Raw genomic sequence first — 24,252 nt, forward strand, 5'->3', positions numbered from 1 at the left:
CTGTTGCTCAGACCTTTCCAATCCCCTGTAATTGCCCCTAAGTAATTTCCCTAGGGTTCGTGCCGATTGGAAGCCATCCTGATGAATCAGGTCACGCCGCAACTGATCAGATCAGTGCGGAATGATATTGGTGAAAACAAGATTCCGCCATCGCTGGAGCGGCGGCGGCTGCGCGCCTATATCCTGATGCTCGTGGCGGATGGCGCGCTGCTCAATCTCAGCTTCGCGCTCGCTGCCCTGCTGTGGGAAGGGCGCTGGTGGGAACCGCGCGCGATGTTGGCGGCGCAAGCGATGTTGCCGGTGTTTTTCACCATCGCGCTCTATAGCGGAACTTATGGCGTCAGGGCGCTGTCCGATTGGCTGTTTGCTGCGCGCAAAGTGTTGATCGCGCTGACAATTGCGGCGGCGCTTATCAATTTCCTCGGCTTTTATACCAAGACCAATGAGGATTTTTCGCGCGCCGCGGTGACGCTGGGTTTGGTGTTCACCGCGATCCTGCTGGTGGGGTTCCGGCGATTGGTGGCGGTCGGAATCGCGCATCTCTGGGGCGGACGGATCATCAACCAGTTGGTGATCGATGACGGCGGATCGGGCTTCGCGATGAATGATGCGGTCACGATCGCGGCGGCTGATTATGATCTGGATCCCGCCAGCCATGATCCCTTCATGCTCGACCGGCTGGGCAAATTGCTGCGCAATCAGGACAAGGTGGTGGTCAGCTGCCCGCGTGAACGGCGCGGTGCCTGGGCATTGGTGCTCAAATCGGCGGGGGTTCATGGCGAGATCGTGAGCGAACCCGCCCATGCGCTCGGCGCGATCGGCGTGCATCATTACGACGCGCTGGATCGCACCACGCTGGTGGTGTCGACCGGTCCGCTGGGACTGCGCAACCGCATCCTTAAACGCGGGTTTGATGTGGTTGCAGCATTGGCAGGGCTGATCGCGCTGGCGCCGCTGATGATCGTGGTCGCGGTGCTGATCAAGCTGGAAGATGGCGGCCCGGTGCTGTTCATTCAGCGGCGGCTGGGGCGCGGCAACCAGTTTTTCGATATGCTCAAGTTCCGGTCGATGCGCGAAGAACGGCGCGATCCCTATGGTGATCGGTCAACCGCGCGCGATGATGAGCGGATCACCCGGATCGGCGCCTTCATGCGGCGCACCAGCATTGATGAACTGCCGCAGCTGATCAATGTGCTGCGCGGCGATATGGCGATCGTCGGCCCGCGTCCGCACGCAATCGGCAGCCGTGCGAACGACAAATATTTCTGGGAGGTCGACGCCGCATACTGGCAGCGCCATTCATTGAAACCGGGTCTGACGGGGCTGGCACAGGTGCGCGGCCATCGTGGCGCAACCGAGGTCGAGAAAGACCTTACCGACCGGCTGCAATCCGATCTGGAATATATTGCGGGCTGGTCGCTTCTGCGTGATATCGGCATCGTGATGCGCACCATGATGGTGCTGCGGCACGATAATGCCTATTGATCGGCGGGGGCGGCTGGTTCCTTTTTCGCGTCGCTCCGCTGCGGCACGGTGAAGGTGCCGTTCACCCGGCCATTGCGATCGCCGCCTGCCGCGCTGCCGTCCACGCTTGAAACGCCGCTTTCAAGATCGATCACCAACCGCCCGCCGTTGAGCGTATCGGTGCCGCGGCGCAGGCGGACATTGCCGGCCATGGTGATGATCCGCCGGTTAAAATCATAGATCGCATTATCGCCGCTGGCGCGTTCGTTGCCGCGCGTGACAATCACCCCGCCGGTCGCGGTAATGCGTTGCATTTCGAGCGTGCCGACATCGGTGTAATTGACCAGCATCCGGTTCGACTGGATGGTCAGATCGGCCTGGGTAACGGTGACACCGCCGCTCAGCAGCACCCGGTTTTCGCGGTCGAGCCATTCGATCCGGCTCGCCTGCGTGCTGACCGGCGCGCGCGAATCATGCGCGGCAATGCCTTGCGCGTGCAGCGCCATGCCGCCCGCCAGCGCGGCGGTCAGGGCAAAGCCGCCGATCCCCCAGGCTAGGGCGATGTTACGAAGTGACGCGCGGGAAGTAGGCTGGGTCATTGCGGTATCCTCAACTGGCCGGGGATCATGGTAACGCGCGCGTCGCCTTCAAGCAAAATCTTGCGGGTGGCGAGGTCGGCACGGATCGACCGGGCCGAAAACTCACCCGCCGGGAGCGTGCCCGACACGCCGTCATCCCCGCGCATCTCGCGTGTCCTGAGATCGATCGACACCCCCCGCGCGATCATCGAATAGCCATCGGCACCAACAAGGCGCACCGCGCCATCGATTGCCATGGTTTCGTTTTCAATGTCATAGGTGCCGCCCGGGGCGCTCAATCGCGCTGGCCCTTCGGTCAGCAGCAATTGCGCGACCAGATCCTGCATCCGTACCAAACCTTCGGCGCTGGATGCCTGCACCGCTTCGCCCGCCATTACCGAAAATGGCCGGCCCTGATCGTCACGCCCGCGATACATCGCATTATCGACGCTGAGCCGTTGATCGATCCGCGCGACCTTGTTGCGATCCAGCAGGAAACTGACTTCGCCGCGCGGGCCGAGCGGCGTGATCACCATCAGCGCCGCAACCACCCCCACCGCCATCGGCAGCGCGCGGGCGAGGAAACGCACCATCCGGTCGTGCGATCCGCCGGGCGCCGCGAAATGCTGGCGCCGGCCGCGCAGTTCGCGGGCCTCGGTCGTTTCAATGCGGGGTTTGCCGGTCACCATCGGTCAGGTTTGCGATCCGCGCGCTTACATGTGGCTGAATATGTCGGTTTCCGCCCAGCCTGCCACATCGAGCAACGCGCGGGTGGGGAGGAAATCGAAACACGCCTGCGCCAGCGCGGTGCGCCCTTCGCGTTCCAGCCGCAGGGTCAATTCATCGCGCAGCCGGTGGAGGTAGCGCACATCGGACGCCGCATAATCGCGCTGCGCATCGGAAAGCACCGGGCCGCCCCAATCGCTCGATTGCTGCTGTTTCGAGATATTCTCGCCCAGCAGTTCCTCGACCAGATTCTTCAATCCGTGGCGATCAGTATAGGTGCGCACCAGTTTGCTGGCGATCTTGGTGCAGAACACCGGCGCGGCCATCACGCCAAGGTAGTGGTGGATCGCAGCCAGATCGAACCGGCCGAAGTGATAGATTTTCACCCGCGAAGGATCGCTCAACAGCGCTTTCAGATTGGGCGCATCATAGCTGCTGCCGGGGTTGAAGCGCACCAGATGTTCATCGCCCGAACCATCGGACAATTGCACCACGCACAGCCGGTCGCGGGTGGTGATCAGGCCCATCGTCTCGGTATCGATGGCAATCGCGCTATTGCCTTGGAGCACGCCGGGGGGGAGGTCTTCTTCGTGGAAATGCACAGTCATAGGTGCCGCCCTACGCCGATTGGGGAAAGAGGGGAAGGGCAGAGTGGCGCGACTGCTTATACCGGGTGTAGCAGGGGTGGATGATGGCAGCCGAAACGATCCCCGATAGCTGGCGCAGCGTGCTTGAACCCGTGCTGGCAACCCCGGAGGCGCGGCGGCTGGGCGGATGGCTCACGGCGGAAGAGGCGGCGGGTAAACAGGTTTATCCGCCGCGCGGAACCCGCCTCGCCGCGCTGGCGCTGACCCCGCTGGATGACGTGCGCTGCGTGATCCTGGGGCAAGATCCCTATCACGGGCCGGGGCAGGCGCATGGGCTGGCGTTTTCGGTGCAGGACGGGGTGCGGGTGCCGCCCTCGCTGGTCAATATCTATAAAGAGCTGGAGGCTGACCTTGGCCTGCCGCGCGCCGCGACCGGCGATCTGACGCGGTGGGCGCGGCAGGGCGTGCTGCTGCTCAACAACACGCTGACGGTTGAGGCGGGCCAAGCGGGCAGCCATGCGGGGCGCGGGTGGGATGCGATCACCGATGCCTGCGTCGCGGCGGCGGCGCAGCGCGATGCGCCGACGGTGTTCATCCTGTGGGGCAGCCACGCGCGCAAGAAGGCGAGCCGCATTCCGGCGCTGGCGCGGTCATCACAGCATCTGGTGCTGACGTCGGCCCACCCCAGCCCGCTATCGGCGCATAACGGCTTCTTCGGCTCGCGCCCGTTCAGCCAGACCAACGCTTTTCTGGAACAGCACGGACGCGGGGTGATCGACTGGGGGTTGTGATTACCCTGCTCTTGCGCACTCGATGCAGGTTGTCACCGCGGGGCTGTGTTCCAGCCGGGCGGGCGCGATGTCATCGCCGCATTTGAGGCAATAGCCGTATTCGCCTTCGTCCATGCGGCGCAGCGCCTCGTCAATCCCGCCGCGCTCGGCCTTGCGCCGCCGCGCCTGCGCCAGCGCCATCGCCTGAATCTGCATCGCATCGATGCGCGACAGCCTGCCGACACTGTCCTGATCCAGCGTCACCGGCGCGCGGCCTTCTGCCGACATGGCATCTTCAGCCAGCAGCTCTTCGCGCCGGGCGAGCAGTTTTTCGCGCAGCCGGGCGAGGTCGAGCGCCATGTCAGCGCACAAGCAGAACCGGCACGCGGACGGTGCGGATCATCGTGGTGGTCGTGCTGCCGACGATCAGGGTGCGGATTGGCGAATGGCCATAGGCACCCATCATCAGCATCGCGCCGGGCGTCTGTTCGACCACCTTGGCGATAACGGCTTCGGGCTTGCCGGGTTCAAGCGTGGTCGTGACGTCACGCCCCGCCCCCAGCCGCGTCGCTGCATCTTGCAATGCGCGGCGGTGGGTTTCGGTGTCGGCATCGGCCATGACGATATTGACCGGCATCCCGGCGAACAGCGTCGATGTGACCAAACGGCCCAGCGCGCGTTCGGCAGCCGGGCTGCCATCATAGGCAAACACGATGCTGCGCGGCTCGGTCACTTCGCGTGAGGCGACCAGCACTGGCTTGGTGCTGGCGCGCACCACGCGTTCGAGTTTCGAACCAATATGGCCGGTGGCAAATTCGTGGCTCGCGCCGCGCTTGCCAATCACCACAACGCGGGCGCCTTCTTCACGTTCAAGGATCGTTTCAACGATCCCGCCGTGCCGGTGCAAGGTGCGCACATCAAAGGCGCCCGCTTCGCGCAGGCGTTTTTCCCCGGCGGCGAGCAGCACGCGGCCGCGCTCCACCTTCAGCCGCGCATCGGCGGCTTCCAGATTGACCAGTTCTTCCATCAGGCTGGTCTTGACCCCAAGGCCAATGGCCCCGGACCGATCGCCGCGCGCGGCCACCGCATCGCTGCGCTGAACGACGTGCAGCAGTTCAACCGGCATGGCCAGCCGCTTGGAAGCCCAGGCGGCGAGATCGCAGACGCTGTCGGCATAGCTTGATGCGTCGATACAGGCGAGGACGTGTTCCATGGTCATGATCCTCTCAATGCGCTCCGGGCTGCGTTTGTGCGCCCGGCTTGTCGTGGATGGCATAGCGGTCGATCATCGCCGCGCTCGCCAGGTTAAGCCCGATCACTTCGACTACGGTGCCTTCGCGGCGGAACTTCAGGATCGCCTTGTCGAGGGTTCCCACCGCAGAGATATCCCAGAAATGGGCTTGTGACACATCGATCACCACGTGGTCGAGCACTTCCTTGAAATCGAAGGCTTCGACAAAGCTGTCCGACGATGCAAAGAACACCTGCCCTGATACCTGATAATGGCGGGTCAGGCCGTCAGCCGATAGCTGCGATTCCACCGTGAAGATGCGCTTTACCTTGCTGGCAAAGAACAGCCCCGACAGGATCACGCCCGCCAGCACGCCTTGCGCCAGATCGTGTGTCCACACGGTGATGACGACAGTGACCACCATCACGATGGACGACTGCCACGGATGATGCCGGATGTCGCGGATTGATCGCCACGAAAACGTGCCGATTGCCACCATGATCATCACCGCCACCAACGCGGCCATCGGGATGATCGCCACCAGCGGCCCCAGCACCACGATCAGGAACAGCAGGAACGCGCCCGATACAAAGGTGGATAGCCGCGTTTCGCCGCCGGACTTCACGTTGATCACCGATTGCCCGATCATCGCACAGCCGCCCATGCCGCCCAGAAATCCGGTGAAGAAGTTGGCGATGCCCTGCCCCTTCATCTCGCGCTGCTTGTCGGACGGGGTATCGGTCAGATCATCGACAATCTGCGCGGTCATCATCGATTCCAGCAGGCCAACCGCCGCCATCGTCAGCGAGTAGGGCAGGATGATCTGCAGCGTTTCCAGCGTGAACGGCACATCGGGGATCAACCAGACCGGCAGCGACGACGGCAATTCGCCCATATCGCCCACGGTGCGCACATCGAACCCGGTGTAAAACACCAGCGCGGTCAGCACCACGATCGCAATCAGCGGCGATGGCACGGCCTTGGTCAGGTATGGCAGCAGGTAAATAACCGCGAGCCCGCCTGCGACCAGCGCATAGGTCATCACCGGCACCCCGATCAATTCGGGCAGCTGCGCCATGAAGATCAGGATCGCCAGCGCATTGACAAACCCGGTGATGACCGAGCGTGAGACATATTGCATCAGCACGTTCAAACGCAGGAAGCCGGCAATCAGCTGGATCACGCCCATCAGGATGGTGGCGGCGAACAGATAATCGACGCCGTGGTCGCGCACCAGTGGCAGCACCAGCACCGCGATGGCGGCGGTCGCGGCCGAGATCATGCCCTGCCTGCCGCCGACCAGCGAGATGATCACCGCAATCGAGAACGAGGCATACAGCCCAACGCGCGGATCAACCCCGGCGATGATCGAAAACCCGATCGCTTCCGGGATCAACGCCAGCGCTACGACAATCCCGGCCAGGATGTCGCCGCGCGGGTTCGAAAACCACTCGCGTTTGATGGTATCAAAATTTGGCATGAATGACCTTGTATCGTTATGACGCTCTGCAACGCCCGTTACGCAGACCCGGTGGGCCGCGTCGCGGGATGCAGATCAGGGGAAAGGTTTGTCCCGGGGATAGGCGCCGGGCTGAGCCACCCGGCAGATGCCGGGTCCAGCGAATGTCGCCGCGCGTTAGGCCAAGTGGCTCTATGCTGCAAGTGCGAAGATAAACAAAAAGGGGTGCCGCCTGCACGCGGGCAGGCTAATGCCCGTGGCCATGAACCCGATGTTTGAAGAAATTGACTGGCAGCAGACTCCGATCGGAGAACTGGCGCTGCGGCGACGGCGGCTGAGCAGTGACGGCGAGGATATCTGGGAAATCAAGCTCAACGAAGGCTACCTGATGTCGAGCCAATTCGTCGATGGCGAGATTGCGCTGGCCGATCTGGCGCTGGCGATGACGCGCGGCGATGATCTGGATGTGGTGGTTGGCGGGCTGGGGCTGGGCTACACCGCCGAAGCCGTGCTGCGCGATAGCCGGGTGGCAAAGCTGATCGTTGTCGATCTGATCCCCGAGGTGATCCAGTGGCACCGCGATCACCTGTTGCCGCTGGGCAAGATCGTGGCCGACGATCCGCGCTGCATCCTGCGTGAGGGGGATTTCTTTGCCTTGGCCGGAGCGGCTGAGGGGTTTGATCCGGCCCAGCCGCAGCAGCTGCACGATGCGATCCTGATCGATATCGACCATTCGACCACCCATCTGATCAAGGACACGAGTGCGGGTTTCTACAGCGCCCCCGCCATCGCCGCGATCACGGGCAAGCTGAAGCCGGGCGGCGTGTTCGCGCTGTGGTCAACCGATGCCGAAGATGCCGATTTCGTCGCCGCGCTCAGCCAGAGTCTGATCGATGTGCGGGTGGAGCGGGTGGAGTTTGCCACCCCCTATCGCGAACAACCGGCGTTCAATCTGATCTATCTCGGGCGGCGCCCCTGATCAGACCAGTGCCCACGTGCCCTGCGGCAGATCATCCAGCGTCCATTCGCCAATGCTCCAGCGCACCAGCCGCAAGGTTGGATGACCGACCGCCGCTGTCATGCGGCGCACCTGGCGGTTGCGCCCTTCGGTGATCGTCAGCCGCAGCCAGCAATCCGCCACGCTCTTGCGGAATCGTACCGGCGGATCGCGCGGCCACAGATCGGGCGGATCGATCAGGTCGGCCTGCGCCGGACGGGTCGGCCCATCTTTCAGCGTGATACCCTTGCGCAGCCGGTCAAGCGCGGCGGCATCGGGAATGCCTTCAACCTGCACCAGATAGGTTTTGGGCAGTTTGAACCGCGGATTGGCGATCCGCGCCTGCAACGCGCCATCATCGGTCAGCAGCAGCAATCCCTCGCTATCGCGGTCAAGCCGACCTGCGGGATAGACACCCGGCATGGCGATGAAATCGGACAAGGTCGCGCGCGCGCCATCGCCCGCCTGATCGGTGAATTGCGACAATACGCCAAACGGCTTGTTGAAACGGATCAGCGTCATGCGCAATCGCGCGGTGATGGGCTGCGCTGCGCGATCATGCGCGCGGCCAGCACCAGCGCAAAGGTGGCGAACACGCACCATAACGCCATCCACCACAATTGTTCGGGCAGGGTGATCCCCCGATCGATCAAGGCCCCCGTCAGTCCCGGCCCGATCGCGGTGGCCAGCACCATGCCCGATACGATCAGCGCCCGGATCGAACCCAGATGCGCGGTTCCGTAAATCTCGGGCCAGATCACCCCGAACAAGGTCGAAGTCAGCCCGTAGCTGATGCCGAACAGGAACATGAACAGATAGATTCCGGACAGCGCGGTGATCGATGCCGCCGCCAGGCTGGCGATGAATATCGGCCCAAGGAAAAACGGCAGCAGGCGCACCGCTCCGAACCGATCAACCAGATAGCCGCACACCAGCCCGAACCCTACCGTGGTTATCGCCATCAGCGGGAATGCCCCGGCAAACGCCAATTGATCATAGCCGCGAACCGCGATCAGATGCCCTTGATGGAAGAAGATCGAGGTGCCGATGAACGGCGGGGCGAGCAGGCCCAGCAGCAGCAGGTAGAACACCGGATCGCGGATCACTTCGCCGCGTGTCCAGTTGCGCCGCCCTTCGGCATTGGCCTGAGTGATTTCGGCCTGTTGGGGGATACGCGGCCGGGCCAGCAGGCCGACAATCACCGGCATTCCCACCAGCAGCAGCACAGCCGCCGCAGCGCTCCACGCCCCTTGCCAGCCGATGGCCGCGGCCACCACCACGAACAGCGCCGGCAGAACTGCCTCGCCCGCCTGATGCCCCGGCACCACCAGCGACATCGCCCGCCCGCGATTGGCCACAAAGCCGCGCGCGGTTTCGGTCTGGGCAATATGCGTCATCATCCCCTGACCCAGCAGACGCAGCAGAAACAGCGCGACCATAAAGCCGAGGATATGGGGCGACCATGCAGCCAGCAGGCAGGCAGCGGCCAGCCCTGGAATCACGAATGCTGCAACCACTGCGCCGCGCATCACATCCATCGATCGGCCGATCCACGGCAGCATCGCCGCGCTTCCCAAAGTTGCCGCCATGTAGAGCAGCCCGAATTCACCGCCAGACAGATCGAACCGCGCCTGAAACGCCGCGCCCGACAGACCGATAAAGAAGGTCTGCCCGAATGATGAAAACATCGAAAGCAGAAAGCCCGCCGCCAGCCAGCGGGCGTTGTGGCGCATGAATTGAAGCATGGGTTTGCCCTATACCGAAGTTCGATGAGCCCCGCCTCATCGGACTTTGGTTAAGCCCGTGCGGCGCTTGAGCAATTCCAGCGCGTGATGCGTTAGCATCTCAGCGCGCTGGTATTACGTCACGGACGCGCCCGGCAACAGGAAAAACCGCTGATGGTGACGGAGGCTTAACCGTTGTTATCATAAACGGTTGCCATGGCTGCTTTTCTTAACACGGGCGGGCTCAGGCTGCGCCAGAAAGTCCACGCTGTCGTGGTCAATGATAATGGCGAATTTCTGCTGGTTCGCCCGCACGGCTATCGCGACGGCGAATGGACGCTGGCGGGCGGCGGCGTGGAGCAGGGCGAAACTGTGCATCAGGCAATGCGCCGCGAAATTGCCGAAGAACTTGGGCTGGCGCTCGAAGAGGATTTGGAACAGCTTCCGGTCAGCAACCGCTTTATCTACACCGCCGAACACAAGGCCAAACGCGCGCTCGATCACGATGGTCAGGAAGCCGCGATGTTCGTGGTGCGCCTGCCAAGCGGCGCGTCAATCGCGCTGCAAGCCGAAGAAATCGCCGAAGCGCGCTGGTTCACCCGGGCTGAGGCTTTGGCAGCCTTCCCCGTCAAGAAACAGCGCGACATATTCGCGGCGTGCCTCGCATCACTCGCGGCCTGACCAGCGTCCTTGCGGATTAACCCGCCGCCAGCAGGCTGGCATTGCCGCCCGCCGCGGTGGTGTCGATGGTCATCACCCGTTCGGTCGCGAACCGGGCGAGGTAATGCGGCCCGCCCGCTTTCGGCCCGGTGCCTGACAGGCCCTCGCCGCCGAAGGGCTGGCTGCCCACCACCGCGCCGATCTGGTTGCGGTTGACGTAGAAATTGCCGACCCGCGCGCGGGCTTGCACGAACCGCCGGGTTTCCGCGATGCGGCTGTGCAGGCCGAGCGTGAGGCCGTATCCGCTGGCGTTGATATCCTCGATCACCTGCGCCAACCCGTCCGAACGGAACCGCGCGACGTGCAGCACCGGCCCGAAATGTTCGCGGGCAAGATCGCGGATCGAACCGAGTTCGACTATGGTCGGAGCGACAAAGCACCCCTTGGCTGTTTCAGGCGGCAGCGTCAGGCGCGTGACCTTGCGTTCGCTCGCCTCGCAGCGCGCGACGTGGCGTTCAAGCCGCGCCTGCGCATCGGGATCGATCACCGGGCCGACATCGGTGGCGATGTTGGCCGGATCACCGATGGTCAGCGCTTCGAACCCGCCGCGGATCATCTCCAGCATCTCATCGGCAATGTCGTCTTGCAGATACAGCACCCGGAGCGCCGAACAGCGTTGCCCCGCGCTCTGGAATGAGCTCGCCAGCACATCGCGCACCACCTGTTCGGGCAGCGCCGAGCTATCGACGATCATCGCGTTCTGCCCGCCGGTTTCGGCGATCAGCGTGGCAATCGGCCCGTCACGCGCGGCCAGTGTCCGGTTGATCGCCTGTGCCGTTTCGGTCGACCCGGTAAAGGCGATTCCGGCCAGCCGCGGATCGGCGGTGATCATCTGGCCGACGTGGCCCGCGCCGGGCAGCAGTTGCAGTGCTTCGGGCGGAATGCCTGCTTCGTGGCACAGTTTGACCGCGAAGGCGGCGATCAGCGGGGTCTGTTCGGCGGGCTTGGCGATCACGCTGTTGCCCGCTGCCAGCGCGGCAGACGCCATGCCGATGAAAATCGCCAGCGGGAAGTTCCACGGGGAAATCGTGGCAAACACCCCGCGCCCGTGCAGGGCAATGGTGTTTTCCTCCCCCGTCGGCCCCGGCAGGATGGTGGGCTCGCTGAATTGGCGGCGCGCCTCGGCGGCGTAATAGCGCAGGAAATCGACCGCCTCGCGCAGTTCGAGCACTGCGTCCATCAAGGTCTTGCCCGCCTCGCGCTGGCATAGCGACAGGAATTCGGCGGTGTGCGTCTCGAACAGATCGGCGGCTTCTTCGAGCAGTAGCGCGCGCGCTTCGCCGCCCAGCGCATCCCAGCCGGGCTGGATCGCGGCGGCGCGGGTGAAGGCGGCCTCAACCTCCTCGGCGGTGGCATCGCGGCGGGTGCCGACCACGCTGGCGAGATCATGCGGCATGGTGATCGGGGCGGTTTCGCCGGGGGTGGCCGCCGGGAAGGTCGGCTCGGCCCGCCACAGCGCCCCGTCGAGCGACGCCAGCTGCGCCTGCAACGGCCCGAGCACGGTGGGATCGGACAGGTCGATCCCGGCGCTGTTCAAGCGGCTGCCGAAAATGTCCTTGGGCAGCGGGATCGCCGGATTGCGGCGGGGGCTGAGCGCGGCGAGTTCCGCGACCGGATCGCCGACCAGTTCTTCGGCCGGGATATCGGCATCACCCATGCGGTTGACGAAGCTGGTATTGGCCCCGTTTTCCAGCAGGCGGCGCACCAGATAGGCGAGCAAGTCCTTGTGCCCGCCAACCGGCGCATAGATCCGCACCGGGGTGGGATTGTCGCCCTCGATCCGGCGCAATGCCGCGTAAACTTCCTCGCCCATCCCATGCAGGCGCTGGAATTCAAATGCTTTTGGCTGGCCTGCCGCGTCGCAGCCTGATGCCTCGGCCATCTGTTTGATCGCGGCGATGGTATAGGCGTTGTGGGTGGCAAACGCGCTGTGCAGCACGTCGCCGTGTTCAAACAACCGCGCGGCGCAGGCGAGGTAGGACACATCGGTCGCCACCTTGCGGGTGAACACCGGGTAATCGCCATGGCCGCCAACCTGCGACAGCTTGATCTCGCTGTCCCAGTATGCGCCCTTGACCAGCCGCACGAACAGGCGGCGCCCATGCCGCCGGGCGAGCTTGCCCGCCCAGTCGCACACCGCCACGCCGCGTTTCTGATAGGCCTGGATGGCCAGGCCAAAGCCGTCCCAGCGGCTGCCATCGGGGCGGGCGAACAGTTCATCATCAGCCACCAGCGCCTCGATGATATCAAGGCTGAGTTCGAGCCGTTCGGCCTCTTCGGCGTCGATGGTGAAGTGGATGTCGGCATCGCGCGCGCGCAGCGCCAGCGCCTTGATCATCGGCACCATTGCCGCCGTGGCCGCATCGGCGTGGAGGAACGAATATTTGGGGTAAAGCGCCGACAGTTTCAACGAAATCCCCGGTGATCCGGTGATCCCGGCCCCCGCCTCCCGCGTCAACCGGGTGAGCGCGGCGTCATAGGCCTGCCGGTATTTCTCGGCATCGGCAAAGGTCATCGCCGCCTCGCCCAGCATATCGAAACTGTGGGTGATGCCAGCCGCGCGTTCAGGCGCGGCGCGTTTCAGCGCCTCGTCGATGGTGCGACCGAACACGAACTGCCCGCCAAGGATCTTCATCGCCTGCATTGTCGCGGAGCGGATCACCGGTTCACCCAGCCGGTTCATCGCGCGTTTGAGCACGCTGCCCATGCCGCGTTGATGGGCTTCGGGCGGATCGAGCACCTCGCCCGTCAGCATCAGCGAGAAGGTGGCGGCATTGACAAAGGTGGAGGAACTTTCGCCGAGATGGTCGCCCCATTCGATCTGCCCGATCTTGTCGCGGATCAGCGCATCGGCGGTGGCGGCATCGGGCACGCGCAGCAGCGCTTCGGCAAGGCACATCAGCGCGATGCCTTCATCGGTGTCGAGCCCGTATTGCTGGAGGAATGCGTCGATCCCGCTGGCCTTGTGGGCGCGCGCGCCTTCGATCAGATCGATCGCGAGCGCGGCCGCGCCGCCATGCACCTGCGCCGCCGGGGCGGCCTGATCCAGCCGCTCGGCAATGCAGGCCTCCTCTTCCAACCGATAGGCGCGGCGCAGCGCGGTGCGGTCGATCGGGGCAAAAGCAGGGGCGGTAGCTGTACGGTTAGCCATAAATGATATCACCTGAAACGAGTCGGGTCACAAATCCGCGCCTTGGACGCATGGCGGCGGCGCTTCAAGGCTAGTGTTTGCAGGCAGAACTCCCGGCGCGCTGCTTGATCGCGTGGCATCGCCCGGTTAGCCTGCGCTTCATCACAGGGGGTCACGCCAATGCGAATGTTCTGCTTTCATTGCCGCGATGGCGAAGATGGTGGCCGCCTGCGCGCGATCCACCGCCCGGCGCATCTCGATTTCATCCACGCCAACGCCGATCATTTCGTGATCGTCGGCCCCCTGAAACGCGCCGACGGGTTGATCATCGGCACGCTGCTGATCGTCAAAGCCCAGGACGAAGCCGCCGCGCGGGCGGTGCTCGCGGGCGATCCCTACCTTACCGGCGGGGTCTGGCAGCTGATCCGGGTTGACGAGTTCACCCCGCTGCTGGGGGATTGGGCCTGATTCTAGAATGGCTGGACCGTGCGCTAAACCGGCACCGCCGCGCTGCCGCGCCCGCCGCGCAGGTGGTATTCCTGCGTTCCCCGGTGCAGCACATTATCGACATCGATCACCGCCGAATTGGCATAGGTGAACCCGGCGGAAAGATTGCGATACAGCCGGTCAAAATCGCGCTCCACCGTCTGGCGGTAGAGGTCGTCGAAACTCTCGATCACGAAATAGGTCGGTTGCAGATCGCTGATCACGTAATCGGTGCGCATCACCCGGTCGACATTCAGCATGATGCGGTTGGGGCTTTGCGCCTCGACCGCAAAGCGCGCCTCGGTCGGCCCGGACAATATGCCCGCGCCGTAAGCGCGCACGCCGCCTGCTTCGGCAATCAGGCCAAATTCAACCGTGTACCAATACAGCGCGCCCAGTGCTTTCAGCCGGTTGTAACGCATCGCCTTCCACCCGGCGCGGCCATATTCCTGCATATAATCGGCATAGGTGGGGTCGGTCAGCATCGGCACATGGCCAAACACATCGTGGAACACGTCGGGTTCCTGAATATAGTCGAACGTGTCGCGCGTGCGGATGAAATTGCCAGCGGGAAAGCGGCGGTTGGCAAGGTGCCAGAAGAACACGTGATCGGGGATCAGCATCGGCACGGGAACCACGCTCCACCCGGTGAGCGCGCCGAGTTCTTCGGACAGACGGCCGAATTCGGGCACGCCCCCGCGCCCCAGGTCGAGCCTTTCAAGTCCGTGCAGGAACGCCGCGCAGGCGCGACCGGGCAGCACCTCCATCTGGCGCGCGAACAGATCGTCCCACACGGCGTTATCTTCGGCGGTGTAGGCGGTTTGCGCAGGCTCCAGCCAATCCGCGCCGACATGCTTGGGCTTCGCCAGCGGCGCGGTAAAGACATCGCCCGCCATTTCGGGCAAGACGGTGTAATCAGGGGCAAGATCGGTGAGCGTGGCCATATTGTTTCATATGATACTACCACGCCAGTGCCGCAAGGACAATTGAGGAGGCGAGCATGGGGATGAAGCGCAAGGATTATGAAGCGGCGCTCGAACCGCTGACCCATGAACTGGTGAGCATGGCGCGCTGGGCCAAATGTTGCGGCGCGCGGATCGTGATATTGTTCGAAGGGCGCGACACGGCGGGCAAGGGCGGCGCGATTACCGCGGTGCGTGATAAGCTGAACCCGCGCCAGTGCCGCACCGTGGCGCTATCCAAACCGAGCGAGGACGAGGCGAGCCAGTGGTATTTTCAGCGCTATGTCGCGCACCTGCCGCACGCGGGCGAAATCGTGCTGTTCGACCGCAGTTGGTATAACCGCGCGGGCGTGGAAAAGGTGATGGGTTACGCCAGCGATGCGCAGGTCGATGCGTTTCTGGACGCGGTTCCGGTGTTTGAAAAACTGCTGACCGATGACGGCATCCTGCTGTTCAAATACTGGCTGGCGACCGATCAGGAACAGCAGGAGGAACGCCTGCGCGAACGGCTGGATGACCCGCTCAAACGCTGGAAACTGTCCCCGATCGATCTCGCCGCGCGCGAGAAATATGATACCTACACCGCAGCGCGAGAGGCGATGCTGGCGGCGACCCACACCAAACACGCGCCGTGGCGGATCGTTGATTTCAACGATCAGCGGCGCGGACGGCTGACGCTGATCCGCGATTTGCTCGAACGGGTGCCGGATACGCATGAGGAGCCGCCCGCGATCGATTTTCCTGAACTGGGGCGCAAGCCTGCCACGGAGAAATACGGCGTGCTCAAACCGATTGCGGATTATCCGGTGGGTTAAAGCGCCGCGCTCGCCCCCGTCACCTGCCGCCCGTCATCGGCAAAGGCGGCGAGATCATAGCCCGCGTCGTTTTTGCGCAGCACCAGATGCAGCGGCTCGCCTGCCATCGCGGGGGACAGCCCGCGAAACTGGAACGTGTGCAAGCGGTTCTCACCCAGTTCCTGCGCCGCCAGTTGCAGCAGCAGGCTCGCGATCAACGGCCCGTGCACCACCAGCCCGCGATAGCGCTCGACGGTTTGCGCATAGGGCGCGTCGTAATGGATGCGGTGGGTGTTGAAGGTCAGCGCGGAATAGCGGAACAGCAGGCGTGCGTCCGGCGTCAGGCTGCGGTGCGCGTCCCACCCGGCGGGATCGAATTGCGCCTCGCCCAGAGCGGGCGGCGATAGCGGCGCATCGGCGCTTGCGGCATCACGATAGACCAGCGTCTGCGTTTCGATCACCGCGATCGTGCCGTTCGCGCGCGTGGTATGCTCGACATCGACGAAGGCGAGGCGGCCCGATCCGCCCGGCTTTTCGCTCACCGATGCGACGCAGCTGACCCGCTCAATCACTGACCCGATGGCGATGGGCGCGACGAATTGCATCTTCGAGGAGGCCCACATCCGGCGCGGCATGGGGAAGGGCGGCAGGAAACTGTCCGCGCTATTATCGCGCGCCGGGTGGCCATCCTCGCCCAGATTGGCGGTCGGCGCGTCCGGGGTGCACAGCGCAAAGTGGATGCCCAGAGGCATGATCGCCGGGCGGGGGCGCGGCAGGTCAAAGGTCGCAAGCCAGCGCGCCGCCAAGCTTTCATCCAGCCGGTCGCTGGCGCGAACCTCCCGCCCGATCCACGCGTCGAAACTCATGCTGCACGCTCAAACACCGCCGCGATCCCCTGACCGCCGCCGATGCACATTGTTTCCAGCCCATAGCGCGCCCCGCGCCGATGCATTTCGTGCGCCATGTCGGCAAGGATGCGCCCCCCGGTCGCGCCGATGGGATGGCCAAGGCTGATGCCCGATCCGTTGACGTTGAGGATGTCGCGGCGCGAATCGTCCTCGCTCCAGCCCCAGCCTTTCAGCACGGCGAGCACCTGCGGGGCGAAGGCTTCGTTGAGTTCGACCAGCCCGATATCGTCCCACGAATACCCGGCCCTCGCGAACAGGCGCTCCACCGCAGGCACCGGGCCGATCCCCATGCGCGACGGATCACACCCCGCCGCTGCCCAGCCGCCGAACCACAGCATCGGGGTGAGGCCGAGCTCCTCAAGCTTGTCTTCGGCCACCACCAGACAGGCAGACGCTGCGTCGTTCTGCTGGCTGGCATTGCCGGCGGTGACGATGGCGGCGGGGTCGCGTTTGATATCAAGCGCCGAAAGCTTGCCGAGCGTTTCCATGCTGGCATCGGCGCGGTACCCTTCGTCGTGATCGAAGATTACCGGATCACCCTTCCGTTGGGGAATTGCGACCGGCACCAATTGTTCGGCAAACTTGCCGTCGGCCCACGCCTTGGCGGCGTTCTGGTGGCTGCGCACCGCGAAGGCATCGGCGGCCTCGCGCGAAATGCCGTAATCCTTGGCGAGGTTTTCGGCGGTTTCGATCATCCCGGTAATCACGCCGAAGCGTTCGATCGGCTGGCTCATCACCCGCCCCCGGCTGAGGCGATCATGCAGCGTGATGTCGCCCATCCGCGAACCGCCGCGCGCGGCGAGCGTGTAATGTTCGACGTTCGACATCGATTCGACGCCGCCCGCAACCACCACATCGGCCATCCCGGTCTCGACCATCATCGCTGCCGTCGCCACCGCCTGCACGCCCGATCCGCAGCGGCGATCAAGCTGGAATCCCGGCACTTCGATCGGCAGTCCCGCCGCCAGCCATGCCCAGTGGCCAATCGCCGGCGCTTCGCCATTGCCGTAGCCTTGCGAAAACACCACGTCATCGACCCGCGCCGGATCGATCCCGCTGCGTTCCATCAACGCTTTCAGGATTACCGCGCCCAATTGGCCCGCGTTAAGGCTGGATAGCCCGCCGAGGAACTTGCCCACGGGGGTGCGCAGCGGGGTGCAGATGGCGGCTCTTCTGGTCATGGTCTGTCCTAAATTGTGGTTTTGTCACTCAATGCCACCGTCCCGGCATCGACCAGCTTGGCAATAGCGCCGGGCGATAGCCCCAGCCGCTCGGCCAGCACCTCTTCGGTATGCTCACCCAGAAAAGGCGCAGGGGCAGGGTCGCCCGCGTCGCGCCCCGGCAGGTTGGCAAAGCTGCGGGTGGCGGGATAGTCGAAGCCGCTGGGGTTGGCGGGCGCGGAGCCGAACAGCGGGTTGTCTGCCACCAGCGCCGGATCATTGGCGGCTTCGTAAGCGGTGCGATAGCGTTCGAAGGTGCAGCCCTCGGCCGCCATGCGCGCAGCCAGCGCGGCGTAATCAAAACCGTCCGCCGCCTGCTGGAACAGCGCGAACAGCGCGGCGCGGTGCTGGAACCGGGGCGTATCCCCGTCGGCAAAGCGCACGCCCAGTTCCGCCTCCAGCGCGGCGATACCCTGCTGCAATCCGAATGCCGTGACCAGCCCGCGCCACTGCTTGGGCGTCAAAGCGGCGACCATGAAGCGCACCCCGTCGCGGCTGCGGAAATCGCGTCCGAACGCACCCCAGATCGCATTGCCCAACCGTTCGCGGTCCGCGCCGCGATAGAGCATTTCCGCCATCGCACCCGAATTGGCGAGCGTGCCAATCGCCACATCGCCCAGCGGCACGCGCACCTCGTTGCCCTCACCCGTGCGGCCCCGGTGGTGCAGCGCGGCGAGCATGGCGAAGGCGCAGTATGCCCCGGTGATGAAATCCCACGCGGGCAGCACCTGATTGACCGGCGGCGCGGTTTGCGCGTCCCAATCTTCCGGCCCGCACATCAGCGGATAACCCGAAGCGGCGTTGACGGTGAAATCCATCGCCTGACGCCCATCGTGCCAGCCCATGATCCGCAGCGAGATCATATCGGCGCGGCGCGCCTGTAGTGCCGCGTGGGCAAGAAAGCTTTGTTCGGGCAGGTTGGTGATCAGCTGGCCCGTGGTCGCCGCCAGCTCCACGCACAATTCGCGCCCCGCGCCCGATTGCAGATCGAGCGCGACCGATTTCTTGGCGCGGTTGAGGTTTTCCCAGCTGAGCGAGCGCCCCTCTGCCGTCAGCAAATAGCGGTTGTAATCCAGCCCGCCCGCCGTGTGATCAACCCGGATCACCTCCGCGCCCATCTGCGCGCAGTATAGCCCCGCCGTGGGCGAGGCGACGAAGCTGGAAACTTCGATGATCGAAAGGTCGGAGAGGAGGTTATACATCAGTTCCTCCCCGTTTCGGGGAGGGGGACCATCCGCAGGATGGTGGAGGGGATTCGCCGCCCGGGCCCCGCTATCGGAGAGTCCCCTCCGTCAGCCGCCTTCGGCGTCTGCCACCTCCCCGTTTCGGGGAGGATCAAGAATCCCTCCATTCGCGCAGCATGTGCTTGGCGATCTGGAGTTGCAGGATCTGCGTGGTGCCTTCGTAGATGCGGTAAATGCGGGCATCGCGGAAGAAGCGTTCGGCGTCATATTCGGCGAGGTATCCCGCGCCGCCGTAAATCTGCACCACCCGGTCAACCACCCGGCCGCACATTTCCGAGGCAAACACCTTGAACGCGGCGGCCTTGACCAGAATGCTTTCGCCCCGGTCGGCCCGCGCGGTGACATCCGCCATCATCGCTTCGGCAGCGTAAATCTCGATCTCGCTGTCGGCCAGCATCTGCTGGATCAGCTGGAAATTGGCGATCGGTTCGCCAAATGCTTTGCGTTCATTGGCATAACGCAGCGCCGAATCGAGCGCGCGGCGGGCATAGCCGGTCGCCGCCGCGCCGACCGAAATGCGTCCATTATCAAGGCTCTTCATCGCGAAGACAAAGCCCTTGCCGGTTTCCCCGCCGAGCAGTGCATCGCCCGGCACGCGCACATCATCGAGCATGATGTCGGAAATGTGCGATCCGCTCTGGCCCATCTTCCTGTCGGGCGACCCGGTCGAAACGCCCGGCGCGTTCATCGGCACCAGAAAGGCGGAAACGTGCGCGTTTTTGGGCAGGGCTTCCTTGTTGGTGCGCGCCATGATCAGCGCGACATCGGCGTGGGGGGCGTTGGTGATGTAACGCTTGGTGCCGTTGAGGATCCAGCCATTGCCTTGCGCGTCGGGCACGGCGGTGGTCTGCAATCCGGCGCTATCGCTGCCCGAACCCGGCTCGGTCAGGCCGAAACAGGCGATCTTGCCCGCGGCGATCTGCGGATACCATTCGGCCTTCTGCGCTGCGGTCGCACCGTTTTTCAGCGCGCTGGCAAACATCCCGACATTGATCGAGAAAATCGACCGATAGGCGGGCGCGGCATAGGCCATGATGTTCACCACGCGGGCATATTGCGCCGTGTTCAGCCCCGCGCCGCCATATTCTTCCGGCACTGACAGACCGAACAACCCCATCTCGCGCATCTCGTTCAGGATATCTTCGGGCACGCGATCTTCGGCGATCACCTGCGCTTCGGCCGGGATCAGCCGTTCACGGACATAGCGGGTGAGCTGCTCGGCAAATTGTTCGAACACGTCCTCATCCATACCGGGATTAAACGGTGCGGGAATTGTGGCAGAGACATTCATGGTGTTCATTGTCCTTGGGCGGCGGCGCTCTCGCGTTTCACGACAGGCGCCGGATCATTGCTGACTGGCATTGTCGCCTGCGATTTCGGCAGGGGCCGGTTCGGCTGGGATGGCCTCGGGCGGCAGGCGGCGTTGATCGAGCATCGCCGCTGCCTTGTCGAGCGCCCTGGCCTCGCCTTCGCTGACTCCGCCCGGCGCGCTCGCCCGGTCGCCGCCGCAGGCAGCAAGGGCAAGCGCGAGGCCGAGCGCGATCAGCAGGCGCGGTGCCATTAGTCTTACTCGCTGGCCGCTTCGGCCGCAGCAGCAGCTTCTGCCGCAACATTGGCAGCGGCATCAGCGGCTTGTTCCGCCCCGGCCTCAACTTCGGCGTCAGTGGCAGGCGCATCGGTCGCGGTGGCGTCAGGATCGGCCACGGCCTCATCGGTCACTGCGCTCAACGCTTCGTCAGCGGGCATTTCCACCGTGTCGGCGCTGGCTTCGGTCGAGGCATCATCGGCGCTGCCACAGGCACTCAGCAACAGCGCGGCACCGCCAAGGGCGGCCAGTGGGGCAAAGGTTTTCATCAGTGTCTCTCCTCAGATAGGGTTACGCGCGGGCCGGTGCCCGCAGCCTTGATCAGGGGTGTAGCCAAGCCGGGGGGGCAACGCCAAGTGGCAAATGGTGCTTTAACCATTGGCGGGTAGGATTGCAGGCATGAACTACGCCCGCTCCTTTGCCTTGCTGGCCCTTACCGGGGTTGCCGCGCTGCCCACCGCGATGCTGGTCGCCCAGCCTGTTCCCGGTGCCTTTACCGTGGTCGAAAGCGGGCAGAGTTTCGCCACCTTGCAGGACGCGGTCAACGCCATCGGCAACACCCGCGCCACGATCAGCATTGCGCCCGGCACCTATCGCCAGTGCGCTGTTCAGGAACAAGGCGTCATCACCTATGTCGCGGTTGAACCGGGAAGCGTGACTTTTGCGGGCCGATCCTGCGAGGGCAAGGCCGCGCTGGTGCTGCGCGGCACCGGGGCCGAAGTGCGCGGGATCACCTTCAGCAATCTGGCGGTGGCCGATGGCAATGGCGCGGGCATCCGGCTGGAACAGGGCGCGCTCAATGTCGCCTATGCCCGGTTTGAAAACAGCCAGCAGGGCATTTTGACAGGCGATGATCCGCAGGGGCGCATCTATATCACCCGGTCAACCTTCAGCGGGCTGGGCACCTGCGAGAACTCCGCAGGCTGCGCGCATTCGCTGTATATCGGCAATTACGGATCGCTGACGGTGCGCGAATCGCGGTTCGAACGCGGCACCGGCGGGCATTATCTCAAGGCGCGCGCTGCCGAGGTGGTGATCGAAGGCAACAGCTTTGACGACGCAAACGGGCGCGCCACCAATTACATGATCGATCTGCCCGCGGGCAGCGCGGGCCGGATCGCCGACAACTGGTTCGTGCAGGGGCGCGATAAGGAGAATTATTCGGCCTTCATCGCTCTCGGCGCGGAAGACCTGCTGCATTCGTCCGACGGGCTGGAGGTCGTGAACAACGAAGCGCGTTTCGTCCCCGGCCTGCAGCGCCAAAGCGTATTCTTCGCCGACTGGACGGGTTCGCGGATCGTGATGCAGGGCAACAAGCTGGCCGCCGGGCTGAAGCCATACGAACAGCGTTAACGCTTGCACCTCCGTTGGGGTGGCGTATGCTTCACCCATGACGAAAGCCCGCTCGATCAACCGCTTGTCGTTAGCCGCGCTGTGTCTAGCGGCGGTCGCATTGCTGCTAGGCGTACAGGCACGCGCGGATAGCTGGGCAATGCCCGAGACCGAGACGACGCTCTCCGCCAACGGCCAGTTCCGCTTCACCGTCACCCCCGCCCATATTGGCAGCCAGCTCGACTATTTCCGCGGGGAAGTGGCGGCGGAGAAAAGCGGGATGCCGGTGGAGCGCCCCGCGCCGCTCGGCTTGCTTGAAAAGCGCGATGCGCGGGACAAGTGGCAGCCGGTGTGGGCCGGGCCGCTCGCCAACCCGGTGGCGCCGGTCACCGTGCTGGTGGCCGATAATGGTCGCCATGTCGTCACCTTCGATAACTGGCACAGCATAGGCCACGGCGAGCATGTGGTCGTAATCTACGGGCCGGAGGGCGCGCTGGTGCGCTCGCTCAGCCTGACTGATCTGGTGCCGGAAGATTACATGATCGCCCTGCCGCGCTCGGTCAGCTCGGTCTACTGGAGCAAGGGTGAGGGCTTTTCAGCCGATGGTGCCAGCGTCGTCATCCCCGTGGTGGTCCCGCATGGCGGCGGGCTGGGGGAGGATGTGGAGACCGTCCCCTTCACCATCGCGCTGGCTGACGGGGCGGTGACCTTGCCCCCGGCGGCGCAGTGGGAGTCTGCGCTGGCCGCCACTGCGGCAGTCAGGGCGGCGATGATCGCGGCGGAGGCGAAGTGGCTCGCCGAGCGCAAGGCCCCGCTCACGCCGCCGCAGGGTTGTGAGGAGCAGGATTGGCATGAATACCTGCGCGAGGCGCACGGGCGGCTCAGTACCGAGCCGCCGTTCGAACTTTCGACTTCGACCACGGTGTTGTTCCCGCGCGACCATCCCCGCTACCGCGAATCCGTGAAGTGGCTGCGCGATGAAGTGACAGAAGTTCTGGACTTCCCCACCGACGCCGCCTTCGCCGCGCCCTGCGATCCGGATGGGCTGGTGGCCGCCTTCGCCAAGGCGGCGGCGCGCGTGAAACCCGGGGCAGCGGTCAATTCGACCTTTTGGATCGCCGCGCCTGAGCCGCAGTTCGCCGCCATCGCCCGGCTCGCCACGCCGACGGGAGCGAAGACAGTCTGGATCGACCCAGCCGCCGCCATCCCCCAGCGCCCCGATCGCATCCCCGGCACGCCCGAACATGATGCGGCGATGCAGGCGTGGCAGGACTCGCTCGACGCGGATTTCGGGGTGGACTAGATCAGCAAATGCCCGGACCGGTCGCGCTTGGTCGCCAGATAGCGGGCGTTGTGCGGGTTTTCGGGGAGCTGATGCGCCACCCGTTCGCTCACCGTGATCCCGGCGGCTTCCAGCGATGTCACCTTGGCCGGGTTGTTGGTCAGCAGGCGGATCGTCGTCGCCCCCAGCAGTTCGAGCATCCGTGCCGCTACCGGGAAATCGCGCGCTTCATCGGGCAGGCCGAGCCGTTGGTTGGCCTCCACCGTATCGAACCCCTGATCCTGCAAGCGATAGGCGCGCAGTTTGTTGATCAGCCCAATCCCGCGCCCTTCCTGCCGCAGATAGAGCAGCACGCCCCAGCCGCCTGCATCCTTCGCCTCATGCGCCATTGCGTGCAGCGCGCCGTCCAGTTGCGGGCCGCAATCGCATTTGAGGCTGCCGAGGATGTCGCCGGTCAGGCATTCGGAATGGAGCCGCACCAGCGGCTGGCGGTCGCCGGTCTGCCTGCCGATGATCAGCGCGACGTGTTCGCGCAAATCGGCGGTGGATCGGAAGGCGACGATTTCGGCATCCTCGCTGGCGCTGACCGGCAGACGCGCGCGGGTGATGATCCGCAGCGCGCCGGCGTTCGCATAGGCGGCAAGGTCAGACGGGGCGACCGCAACCGCCTCTCCCGCGTCCGCCGGATCGACCAGAAAGGCGGGCAGGATTCCGGCGATCCGCGCCAGTTCGAGCGCGGCGCGCGCGCTTTCCTCCCACGTCAGGGTCAGCGCCTTGAACGGGCCTTTCAACGGATTGCCCAGATCAAGCGCGGGATCGGCAATCGGCAGGGCATCGCGCAAGTCGAACCGTTCTCCGCCCGCAATCAGCACCGGGGCGTGCGGGGCAGCGGCATCGCGCTGATTAGCGAGTTTGAGCGTCGCCGCGCGCGCCGCCGAAATCAGCATTTGCGGCGCGCTCGCCGCGCTGGCGATGGCGGTTTCGACCGGCAGCAAGGTCGGCCCGCCCGCAAACGCCAGCGGCCAGCCGTGGCGCAATGCGTCAACCGCCTGC

25 protein-coding genes and 1 other annotated feature are annotated in these 24,252 nt (G+C 64.6%); of the genes, 8 read left to right on the forward strand and 17 right to left on the reverse strand.

The window, feature by feature from the left end; translation table 11 throughout:
- The first annotated feature begins 81 nt into the window (after positions 1 to 81).
- The gene (locus ABIE62_RS08200; RefSeq protein WP_354325098.1) at positions 82 to 1,485 is read left to right on the forward strand and encodes a sugar transferase; all 1,404 of its coding nucleotides are present in this window, start codon (positions 82 to 84) and stop codon (positions 1,483 to 1,485) included.
- On the opposite strand, the gene ABIE62_RS08205 is transcribed toward ABIE62_RS08200, so the two are convergent.
- From ABIE62_RS08205 to ABIE62_RS08215, 3 genes are read right to left on the reverse strand one after another with little or no spacing between them, the layout of a single operon-like run.
- Complete coding sequence (locus ABIE62_RS08205) at positions 1,479 to 2,063, reverse strand: LptA/OstA family protein (RefSeq protein ID WP_354325100.1); 585 nt, start codon at positions 2,061 to 2,063, stop codon at positions 1,479 to 1,481. The two genes, ABIE62_RS08200 and ABIE62_RS08205, sit on opposite strands and share 7 nt — an antisense overlap.
- Positions 2,060 to 2,731, reverse strand: a complete 672-nt coding sequence (gene lptC, locus ABIE62_RS08210; RefSeq protein ID WP_354325102.1) for an LPS export ABC transporter periplasmic protein LptC — start codon at positions 2,729 to 2,731, stop codon at positions 2,060 to 2,062. The genes ABIE62_RS08205 and lptC overlap by 4 nt, the downstream gene beginning before the upstream one ends.
- Positions 2,732 to 2,755: 24 nt before the next feature.
- Positions 2,756 to 3,376 carry a ribonuclease D gene (locus tag ABIE62_RS08215; RefSeq protein WP_354325104.1) on the reverse strand — a complete coding sequence of 207 codons (621 nt, stop codon included), beginning with the start codon at positions 3,374 to 3,376 and terminating at the stop codon, positions 2,756 to 2,758.
- Positions 3,377 to 3,459: 83 nt separating this feature from the next.
- On the opposite strand from ABIE62_RS08215, the gene ung reads away from it, so the two are divergent.
- On the forward strand, positions 3,460 to 4,146 hold the full coding sequence (gene ung, locus ABIE62_RS08220; RefSeq protein ID WP_354325306.1) for a uracil-DNA glycosylase: 687 nt from the start codon (positions 3,460 to 3,462) through the stop codon (positions 4,144 to 4,146).
- Here the strand turns inward: ung and ABIE62_RS08225 are convergent, their stop codons facing one another.
- From ABIE62_RS08225 to ABIE62_RS08235, 3 genes are read right to left on the reverse strand one after another with little or no spacing between them, the layout of a single operon-like run.
- Positions 4,147 to 4,485: a TraR/DksA family transcriptional regulator gene (locus ABIE62_RS08225; RefSeq protein WP_354325105.1), complete on the reverse strand. Its 339-nt coding sequence runs from the start codon at positions 4,483 to 4,485 to the stop codon at positions 4,147 to 4,149.
- 1 nt (position 4,486) lies between these two features.
- Positions 4,487 to 5,338, reverse strand: a complete 852-nt coding sequence (locus tag ABIE62_RS08230; protein ID WP_354325107.1) for a universal stress protein — start codon at positions 5,336 to 5,338, stop codon at positions 4,487 to 4,489.
- Between the two features lie 13 nt (positions 5,339 to 5,351).
- Entirely contained in the window at positions 5,352 to 6,836 is a 1,485-nt protein-coding gene (locus ABIE62_RS08235) for a SulP family inorganic anion transporter (RefSeq protein WP_354325108.1), read from the reverse strand.
- An 86-nt stretch (positions 6,837 to 6,922) separates the two neighbouring features.
- Positions 6,923 to 6,977: a sequence feature (sul1 is cis-regulatory element that is thought to sense ions involved in sulfur or methionine metabolism; They are found in Alphaproteobacteria), on the reverse strand.
- Between the two features lie 109 nt (positions 6,978 to 7,086).
- Here ABIE62_RS08235 and ABIE62_RS08240 point away from each other — a divergent pair.
- The gene (locus tag ABIE62_RS08240) at positions 7,087 to 7,794 is read left to right on the forward strand and encodes a polyamine aminopropyltransferase (protein WP_354325109.1); all 708 of its coding nucleotides are present in this window, start codon (positions 7,087 to 7,089) and stop codon (positions 7,792 to 7,794) included.
- Here the strand turns inward: ABIE62_RS08240 and ABIE62_RS08245 are convergent, their stop codons facing one another.
- The gene (locus ABIE62_RS08245) at positions 7,795 to 8,334 is read right to left on the reverse strand and encodes a pseudouridine synthase (RefSeq protein WP_354325111.1); all 540 of its coding nucleotides are present in this window, start codon (positions 8,332 to 8,334) and stop codon (positions 7,795 to 7,797) included.
- The gene (locus ABIE62_RS08250) at positions 8,331 to 9,557 is read right to left on the reverse strand and encodes an MFS transporter (RefSeq protein ID WP_354325113.1); all 1,227 of its coding nucleotides are present in this window, start codon (positions 9,555 to 9,557) and stop codon (positions 8,331 to 8,333) included. Before ABIE62_RS08250 ends, ABIE62_RS08245 begins: the two co-directional genes overlap by 4 nt.
- A 195-nt stretch (positions 9,558 to 9,752) precedes the next feature.
- Here ABIE62_RS08250 and ABIE62_RS08255 point away from each other — a divergent pair, with 195 nt between their 5' ends.
- Positions 9,753 to 10,217, forward strand: coding sequence for an NUDIX domain-containing protein (locus tag ABIE62_RS08255; RefSeq protein WP_354325115.1), 465 nt, complete (start codon positions 9,753 to 9,755; stop codon positions 10,215 to 10,217).
- 16 nt (positions 10,218 to 10,233) lie between these two features.
- Here the strand turns inward: ABIE62_RS08255 and putA are convergent, their stop codons facing one another.
- A complete protein-coding gene (putA, locus tag ABIE62_RS08260) occupies positions 10,234 to 13,407 on the reverse strand; it encodes a bifunctional proline dehydrogenase/L-glutamate gamma-semialdehyde dehydrogenase PutA (protein WP_354325116.1) in 3,174 nt (1,057 codons plus the stop codon).
- Between the two features lie 159 nt (positions 13,408 to 13,566).
- On the opposite strand from putA, the gene ABIE62_RS08265 reads away from it, so the two are divergent.
- The gene (locus ABIE62_RS08265) at positions 13,567 to 13,854 is read left to right on the forward strand and encodes a YciI family protein (protein WP_354325118.1); all 288 of its coding nucleotides are present in this window, start codon (positions 13,567 to 13,569) and stop codon (positions 13,852 to 13,854) included.
- 23 nt (positions 13,855 to 13,877) lie between these two features.
- Here the strand turns inward: ABIE62_RS08265 and phhA are convergent, their stop codons facing one another.
- Positions 13,878 to 14,816, reverse strand: a complete 939-nt coding sequence (gene phhA / locus ABIE62_RS08270) for a phenylalanine 4-monooxygenase (protein ID WP_354325119.1) — start codon at positions 14,814 to 14,816, stop codon at positions 13,878 to 13,880.
- Between the two features lie 56 nt (positions 14,817 to 14,872).
- Between phhA and ppk2 the strand changes: the two genes are divergently transcribed.
- Positions 14,873 to 15,649, forward strand: coding sequence for a polyphosphate kinase 2 (gene ppk2 / locus ABIE62_RS08275; protein WP_354325121.1), 777 nt, complete (start codon positions 14,873 to 14,875; stop codon positions 15,647 to 15,649).
- On the opposite strand, the gene ABIE62_RS08280 is transcribed toward ppk2, so the two are convergent.
- The 6 genes from ABIE62_RS08280 to ABIE62_RS08305 form a co-directional block, all read right to left on the reverse strand.
- The gene (locus tag ABIE62_RS08280; RefSeq protein WP_354325123.1) at positions 15,646 to 16,494 is read right to left on the reverse strand and encodes an HTD2 family dehydratase; all 849 of its coding nucleotides are present in this window, start codon (positions 16,492 to 16,494) and stop codon (positions 15,646 to 15,648) included. The genes ppk2 and ABIE62_RS08280 overlap by 4 nt on opposite strands.
- Positions 16,491 to 17,717 (reverse strand): acetyl-CoA C-acetyltransferase, encoded by a 1,227-nt coding sequence (locus tag ABIE62_RS08285; protein WP_354325125.1) that lies wholly within the window; start codon positions 17,715 to 17,717, stop codon positions 16,491 to 16,493. Before ABIE62_RS08285 ends, ABIE62_RS08280 begins: the two co-directional genes overlap by 4 nt.
- Positions 17,718 to 17,725: 8 nt before the next feature.
- Complete coding sequence (locus ABIE62_RS08290) at positions 17,726 to 18,958, reverse strand: CoA transferase (protein WP_354325127.1); 1,233 nt, start codon at positions 18,956 to 18,958, stop codon at positions 17,726 to 17,728.
- 133 nt (positions 18,959 to 19,091) lie between these two features.
- On the reverse strand, positions 19,092 to 20,300 hold the full coding sequence (locus ABIE62_RS08295) for an acyl-CoA dehydrogenase family protein (protein WP_454184727.1): 1,209 nt from the start codon (positions 20,298 to 20,300) through the stop codon (positions 19,092 to 19,094).
- A 45-nt stretch (positions 20,301 to 20,345) separates the two neighbouring features.
- Positions 20,346 to 20,561, reverse strand: coding sequence for a hypothetical protein (locus ABIE62_RS08300; protein ID WP_354325129.1), 216 nt, complete (start codon positions 20,559 to 20,561; stop codon positions 20,346 to 20,348).
- 5 nt (positions 20,562 to 20,566) lie between these two features.
- Entirely contained in the window at positions 20,567 to 20,854 is a 288-nt protein-coding gene (locus tag ABIE62_RS08305) for a hypothetical protein (protein ID WP_354325131.1), read from the reverse strand.
- Positions 20,855 to 20,984: 130 nt separating this feature from the next.
- On the opposite strand from ABIE62_RS08305, the gene ABIE62_RS08310 reads away from it, so the two are divergent.
- Together ABIE62_RS08310 and ABIE62_RS08315 are read left to right on the forward strand one after the other, a co-directional pair.
- Positions 20,985 to 21,938, forward strand: a complete 954-nt coding sequence (locus ABIE62_RS08310; protein ID WP_354325133.1) for a right-handed parallel beta-helix repeat-containing protein — start codon at positions 20,985 to 20,987, stop codon at positions 21,936 to 21,938.
- Positions 21,939 to 21,975: 37 nt separating this feature from the next.
- Complete coding sequence (locus tag ABIE62_RS08315; RefSeq protein ID WP_354325134.1) at positions 21,976 to 23,220, forward strand: hypothetical protein; 1,245 nt, start codon at positions 21,976 to 21,978, stop codon at positions 23,218 to 23,220.
- Here the strand turns inward: ABIE62_RS08315 and ribA are convergent.
- Positions 23,217 to 24,236 carry a GTP cyclohydrolase II gene (ribA, locus tag ABIE62_RS08320; protein ID WP_354325136.1) on the reverse strand — a complete coding sequence of 340 codons (1,020 nt, stop codon included), beginning with the start codon at positions 24,234 to 24,236 and terminating at the stop codon, positions 23,217 to 23,219. The genes ABIE62_RS08315 and ribA overlap by 4 nt on opposite strands.
- Between the last annotated feature and the right edge of the window lie 16 nt (positions 24,237 to 24,252).

The organism is Porphyrobacter sp. MBR-155, assembly GCF_040547625.1.
Lineage (GTDB): Bacteria > Pseudomonadota > Alphaproteobacteria > Sphingomonadales > Sphingomonadaceae > Erythrobacter.

Excerpts from the sequence above, each read along its gene's own strand:
- ABIE62_RS08200 (WP_354325098.1), top strand. The coding sequence starts at position 82 with ATGAATCAGGTCACGCCGCAACTGATCAGATCAGTGCGGAATGATATT.
- ABIE62_RS08205 (WP_354325100.1), bottom strand. The coding sequence starts at position 2,063 with ATGACCCAGCCTACTTCCCGCGCGTCACTTCGTAACATCGCCCTAGCC.
- lptC (WP_354325102.1), bottom strand. The coding sequence starts at position 2,731 with ATGGTGACCGGCAAACCCCGCATTGAAACGACCGAGGCCCGCGAACTG.
- ABIE62_RS08215 (WP_354325104.1), bottom strand. The coding sequence starts at position 3,376 with ATGACTGTGCATTTCCACGAAGAAGACCTCCCCCCCGGCGTGCTCCAA.
- ung (WP_354325306.1), top strand. The coding sequence starts at position 3,460 with ATGGCAGCCGAAACGATCCCCGATAGCTGGCGCAGCGTGCTTGAACCC.
- ABIE62_RS08225 (WP_354325105.1), bottom strand. The coding sequence starts at position 4,485 with ATGGCGCTCGACCTCGCCCGGCTGCGCGAAAAACTGCTCGCCCGGCGC.
- ABIE62_RS08230 (WP_354325107.1), bottom strand. The coding sequence starts at position 5,338 with ATGGAACACGTCCTCGCCTGTATCGACGCATCAAGCTATGCCGACAGC.
- ABIE62_RS08235 (WP_354325108.1), bottom strand. The coding sequence starts at position 6,836 with ATGCCAAATTTTGATACCATCAAACGCGAGTGGTTTTCGAACCCGCGC.
- ABIE62_RS08240 (WP_354325109.1), top strand. The coding sequence starts at position 7,087 with ATGTTTGAAGAAATTGACTGGCAGCAGACTCCGATCGGAGAACTGGCG.
- ABIE62_RS08245 (WP_354325111.1), bottom strand. The coding sequence starts at position 8,334 with ATGACGCTGATCCGTTTCAACAAGCCGTTTGGCGTATTGTCGCAATTC.
- ABIE62_RS08250 (WP_354325113.1), bottom strand. The coding sequence starts at position 9,557 with ATGCTTCAATTCATGCGCCACAACGCCCGCTGGCTGGCGGCGGGCTTT.
- ABIE62_RS08255 (WP_354325115.1), top strand. The coding sequence starts at position 9,753 with ATGGCTGCTTTTCTTAACACGGGCGGGCTCAGGCTGCGCCAGAAAGTC.
- putA (WP_354325116.1), bottom strand. The coding sequence starts at position 13,407 with ATGGCTAACCGTACAGCTACCGCCCCTGCTTTTGCCCCGATCGACCGC.
- ABIE62_RS08265 (WP_354325118.1), top strand. The coding sequence starts at position 13,567 with ATGCGAATGTTCTGCTTTCATTGCCGCGATGGCGAAGATGGTGGCCGC.
- phhA (WP_354325119.1), bottom strand. The coding sequence starts at position 14,816 with ATGGCCACGCTCACCGATCTTGCCCCTGATTACACCGTCTTGCCCGAA.
- ppk2 (WP_354325121.1), top strand. The coding sequence starts at position 14,873 with ATGGGGATGAAGCGCAAGGATTATGAAGCGGCGCTCGAACCGCTGACC.
- ABIE62_RS08280 (WP_354325123.1), bottom strand. The coding sequence starts at position 16,494 with ATGAGTTTCGACGCGTGGATCGGGCGGGAGGTTCGCGCCAGCGACCGG.
- ABIE62_RS08285 (WP_354325125.1), bottom strand. The coding sequence starts at position 17,717 with ATGACCAGAAGAGCCGCCATCTGCACCCCGCTGCGCACCCCCGTGGGC.
- ABIE62_RS08290 (WP_354325127.1), bottom strand. The coding sequence starts at position 18,958 with ATGTATAACCTCCTCTCCGACCTTTCGATCATCGAAGTTTCCAGCTTC.
- ABIE62_RS08295 (WP_454184727.1), bottom strand. The coding sequence starts at position 20,300 with ATGAACACCATGAATGTCTCTGCCACAATTCCCGCACCGTTTAATCCC.
- ABIE62_RS08300 (WP_354325129.1), bottom strand. The coding sequence starts at position 20,561 with ATGGCACCGCGCCTGCTGATCGCGCTCGGCCTCGCGCTTGCCCTTGCT.
- ABIE62_RS08305 (WP_354325131.1), bottom strand. The coding sequence starts at position 20,854 with ATGAAAACCTTTGCCCCACTGGCCGCCCTTGGCGGTGCCGCGCTGTTG.
- ABIE62_RS08310 (WP_354325133.1), top strand. The coding sequence starts at position 20,985 with ATGAACTACGCCCGCTCCTTTGCCTTGCTGGCCCTTACCGGGGTTGCC.
- ABIE62_RS08315 (WP_354325134.1), top strand. The coding sequence starts at position 21,976 with ATGACGAAAGCCCGCTCGATCAACCGCTTGTCGTTAGCCGCGCTGTGT.